The 4,432-nt window shown below is 72.2% G+C and carries 3 protein-coding genes and 1 pseudogene; 3 read left to right on the top strand and 1 reads right to left on the bottom strand.

Annotated features, from left to right (window positions below; translation table 11 throughout):
- Positions 1–26 precede the first annotated feature (26 nt).
- Positions 27–1,997, bottom strand: coding sequence for a methyl-accepting chemotaxis protein (locus HW577_RS21315; RefSeq protein ID WP_198378129.1), 1,971 nt, complete (start codon positions 1,995–1,997; stop codon positions 27–29).
- A gap of 138 nt (positions 1,998–2,135) precedes the next feature.
- On the opposite strand from HW577_RS21315, the gene hslV reads away from it, so the two are divergent.
- From hslV to HW577_RS21300, 3 genes and pseudogenes are all read left to right on the top strand, one after another.
- Positions 2,136–2,702, top strand: a complete 567-nt coding sequence (gene hslV / locus HW577_RS21310) for an ATP-dependent protease subunit HslV (RefSeq protein ID WP_198378128.1) — start codon at positions 2,136–2,138, stop codon at positions 2,700–2,702.
- Positions 2,703–2,865: 163 nt separating this feature from the next.
- On the top strand, positions 2,866–4,191 hold the full coding sequence (gene hslU / locus HW577_RS21305) for an ATP-dependent protease ATPase subunit HslU (RefSeq protein ID WP_198378127.1): 1,326 nt from the start codon (positions 2,866–2,868) through the stop codon (positions 4,189–4,191).
- A gap of 18 nt (positions 4,192–4,209) precedes the next feature.
- Positions 4,210–4,432: pseudogene (locus HW577_RS21300) on the top strand (EcsC family protein); the annotation flags it as partial.

The following is a 4,432-nucleotide window of genomic DNA, read 5'->3' as shown; positions in this document are numbered from 1 at the left end:
CCCGCCCGGCGACGGCGCGCCTGGCCTCAGGCCGCCGCCTTCAGCCCGGCAAGGCGCCGGACCATCGCCAGCGCCTGCGGCGCGGCGGCGCCGAAGACGAGGCCGGCGCGTCCCTGATCCACCGAGGCCACCCGCACGGGAAGGTCGACGCCGTCGATCCGCAGGCTTCCCTCCTGCCCGGGGCGGGCATCGCCGGGCGCCATCTCGACGCCTGCGCCGCCCTCCGAAAGGTCGAGCAGGCGGACCTCCCGCGCCGTGGCGCCGGCCAGCCGAAGCGTCGCGCTGCGGTCGACGGGGTGGCGGGCGTGCACGCGACGATCCACCTCCTCGGTGGAGGTGCGCACGACGCGCACCAGCGTGCCACGCAGCTCCGCGACCGCGCCCTGCGCGTCGTCGGCGGCCTTTGCCATGTCGCCGGCGCCGGCGGCGCTGGCGCGCGATTCCTCCGCCACGCCCTTCATCCGGCCTTCCACGTCCTGTACGGCCGATGCGGCGGCGGAAACGGCGCGAGCGATCTCGGTCGTCGCAACGGTCTGCTGCTCCATCGCCTCGGCGATGCCCGCCGCGATGCCGTCCAGCGCGCCGACGGACTGCGCGATGCCCTGCACGGCCTGCACCGCCTCGCTCGTCGCCGCGGTGATCAGCGCGATCTGCTTCGAGATGTCCTCGGTGCGGCGGGCGGTCTGGGTGGCGAGCGACTTCACCTCCCCGGCCACCACGGCGAAGCCCTTGCCGGCTTCGCCGGCGCGGGCGGCCTCGATCGTCGCGTTCAGCGCGAGCAGGTTGGTCTGGCCGGCGATGTCGGCGATCAGGCCGGCGACCTCCCCGATGCGGGCGACGGCGTCCTGCAGGCTGCCGATGGTGCGCGTGCCGTGCTCCACGCCGTCCACGGCGGACCGCGCGACGGCGGCGGCGTCGCTCACGCGGCCGGCGATCTCGCGGATGGACGCGGAGAGCTCGTCGGTCGCGGCGGCGACGGTCTGGGTGGCGCCGAGCGCCTCGCGCGCGGCCTGAGCGACCGAATCGCTCTCCTCCCGGATGCGGCCCGTGGCGCGGCCGACGCCGCCGGCGGCCTCGGTCACGCTCGTCATGCGGCTGGAGACGGCATCGACGGCGCCGCGGGTTTCCTCCTCCACGCGCCGGGCCATGCCTTCCAACGCCTGCTTGCGCGCGGCATCGGCGGCGGCCTCGGCCTCGGCCTGCGCGACGCGCAGGCGGGCATTCTCCTCGGCGCCCCGCTGGAAGACGAGGACGGCTGCGGCCATCTCGCCCACCTCGTCGCGCCGGCCGGTGCCGGGGATCACGATGGCAAGGTCACCCTTGGCGAGCGCGCCCATGGCGCCGGTCAGGCGCGTGATCGGGCGCGTGACGCGGCTGACGACCATCCAGCCGGCGAAGAGCGCGGTGCCGAGGGCGAGCGCGACCATGATGGCGAGCACGGCCACATGCTCCCCGAGCTCGTCCACGCCTTCCGAGACACGGCTGTTCGCCGAGGCGACGGCGGCATCGAGGACGGCGCCGACCGATTCGGTGAAGGGGTCGATCGCGGCATAGAGGCGTTCGCGCACCAGGCTGTCGAGGCCGGCCGTGTCACGTGCAGCGAGCACGCGGCGCAGATCCGCCACCAGGTGTTCCGCGGCCGCGCGCCGTTCGCGCGCCTGAGCGAAGGCCGCGGCGCCGTCCCCTTCGAAGCGCGTCGCGGTGACCGCCGACCAGCTCTGCTCGATGATGCGGACGGCGGCAAGGACCGACGCTTCGCCCTCCTCCCAGGTGAAGTTGCCATTGCGCACCTTGTGCGCGGCATCGACGACCTGCACGGCATAGGCATCCGAGATCGCCTTGAGGTGGCGCATCGGCTCGATGGTATCGGTGCGGACGGATTCCATCCGCCCCGCATCCTCGCGCATGGTCAGCCAGGCGAAGGCGCTCGCGGCGGCATTCACGGCGACGATCGCGGCGAGGAGGCCGAGGAGAAGGTGGACGATTCGTAGGCGCATCGAGGGCATCCCGCTTCACGTGCCCGGTATGGGGCGAGGTAACGTCAGCATGACACCTGCTACCCAATCGTAAGCGATGGTGGACCAATCCGCCTTCGAGTTGAGTTGTTCGCGGGGACGGCCCACATTCGCGCGACCATGAACTCCCCACATCACGATCCCCTCGGGTGGCACGGCACCACCATTCTCTGCGTGCGCAAGGCGGGCCGCGTGGCCATGGCCGGCGACGGGCAGGTCTCGCTTGGCCAGACGGTGGTGAAGGGCAATGCCCGAAAGGTTCGCCGCATCGCCGGCGGCCGGGTGCTGGCCGGCTTCGCCGGCGCGACCGCCGACGCCTTCACGCTTCTGGAACGCCTGGAGGCGAAACTGGAACGCTTCCCCGACCAGTTGGAGCGCGCCTGTGTCGATCTCGCGAAGGACTGGCGCACCGACCGCTACCTGCGGCGGCTGGAAGCGCTGCTCGCGGTGGCGGATACGAAGCGGTCCCTGCTCGTGACCGGGCAGGGCGACGTGCTGGATCCCGAGGACGGTGTCATCGGCATCGGCTCGGGCGGCAACTACGCGCTGGCCGCGGCGCGCGCACTGCTGCCGGTCGATGCGCTCGACGCCGAGGAGATCTGCCGCCGGTCGATGAAGATCGCCGCCGACATCTGCGTCTACACCAACGGCAACTTCGTGCTGGAAAGCCTGGAGTCGCAGGCGTGACGCGCAGCGCACCGCGATACATCCCCGCGGATCGCGGCCTGCCGCGATCCGGGAGCGCGAAGCGCGACCGCGCCCATACCAACCACCATCGCCGGCACGCCAGTGCATGGCGCGAAGGCAAGGCCGGCGGCTGCCGGCCGCCCGCCGTCTGAGGGCCCAATAAATGTCCGAGTCGATCAACCTGAGCCCGCGCGAGATCGTCAGCGAGCTCGACCGCCACATCGTCGGCCAGCAGGACGCCAAGCGCGCCGTCGCCATCGCGCTGCGCAACCGCTGGCGCCGCCAGCAATTGCCCGAAGGGCTACGCGAGGAGGTGGTGCCCAAGAACATCCTGATGATCGGCCCGACCGGCTGCGGCAAGACCGAGATCGCGCGGCGGCTGGCGAAGCTCGCCAACGCGCCCTTCCTCAAGGTCGAGGCGACGAAGTTCACCGAGGTCGGCTATGTCGGCCGCGATGTCGATTCCATCGTGCGCGACCTGGTCGAGGCCGCCATCACCATGGCGCGCGAGCAGGCGCGCCGCGGCGTGCAGGCCAAGGCGGAGCTCGCCGCCGAGGAACGTCTGCTGACCGCGCTGGTCGGCGACGGCGCGTCGGGCGAGACGCGCATGAAGTTCCGCCGCATGCTGCGGGAGGGCTCGCTCGAGACGCGGGAGGTCGAGGTGCAGGTCGCCGAGGCCGCAGGCGGCCTGCCGATCGGGATGATCGACCTGCCCGGCGCGCAGGGCGCGCAGATGCAGAACATGCAGGACATGCTCGGCCGCATGTTCGGCGGCCGCGCCCGCAGCCGGAAGATGAACGTCGCCGAGGCGCGCATCGTGCTGACGCGGGAGGAAGCGGACAAGCTGCTCGACCAGGATGCGCTGGTGCGCGACGCCGTCGCCAATGCCGAGGCCAATGGCATCGTCTTCATCGACGAGATCGACAAGGTCTGCGCCCGCACCTCCGAAGGCGGCTTCCGCGGCGGCGACGTCAGCCGCGAAGGCGTGCAGCGCGACCTGCTGCCGCTGATCGAGGGCACCACCGTCTCGACCAAGCATGGGCCGGTGAAGACCGACCACATCCTGTTCATCGCCTCCGGTGCCTTCCACCTGGCGAAGCCTTCGGACCTGCTGCCGGAACTGCAGGGCCGCCTGCCGATCCGCGTCGAGTTGAAGGCGCTCGGCCGCGATGATTTCCGCCGCATCCTGACCGAGCCCGAGCATTCCCTGCTCAAGCAGTATGTCGCGCTGCTGGGGACGGAGGGCGTGACGCTCGACTTCGCGCCGGACGCGGTCGATGCGGTCGCCGACCTGGCCGCCGAGATCAACGCCAGCGTCGAGAACATCGGCGCGCGGCGGCTCGCGACGGTGCTGGAACGGCTGCTGGAGGAAGTCTCTTTCACCGCCTCCGACCGCGGGGGGGAGACGGTGCGGGTGGACGCGGCGCTGGTGAAGGACCGCGTCGCGCCGCTGGCCGGCAGCGCGGACCTGTCGCGCTTCATCCTGTAGCGCGGACCGCCCGCGGCCATGAGCCTGACGGTCACGACACCGAGCCTGCCGCCCGAGGCCTGGCGCGACCTTCGCGCCGCCTTCGAGGCGTTGGAGAACCCTTCGCTCGCCGCGCGCCTGGCCGGCATGGCGGGCATGCCGGTCGAAGCCCTGCGCGCGCGCCTGCCGGCGGCGATCCAGGGCGGGCTGGACGGGGCGGTGCGCGGCGCGCTGTCGGCGGCGATGAAGGCGGCGCTGGCCT

Origin of the sequence: Neoroseomonas rubea, from assembly GCF_016106015.1 — a bacterium.
In the GTDB taxonomy this organism is placed as follows: domain Bacteria; phylum Pseudomonadota; class Alphaproteobacteria; order Acetobacterales; family Acetobacteraceae; genus Neoroseomonas; species Neoroseomonas rubea.
This window is presented reverse-complemented; position numbering and strand designations above follow the sequence as displayed.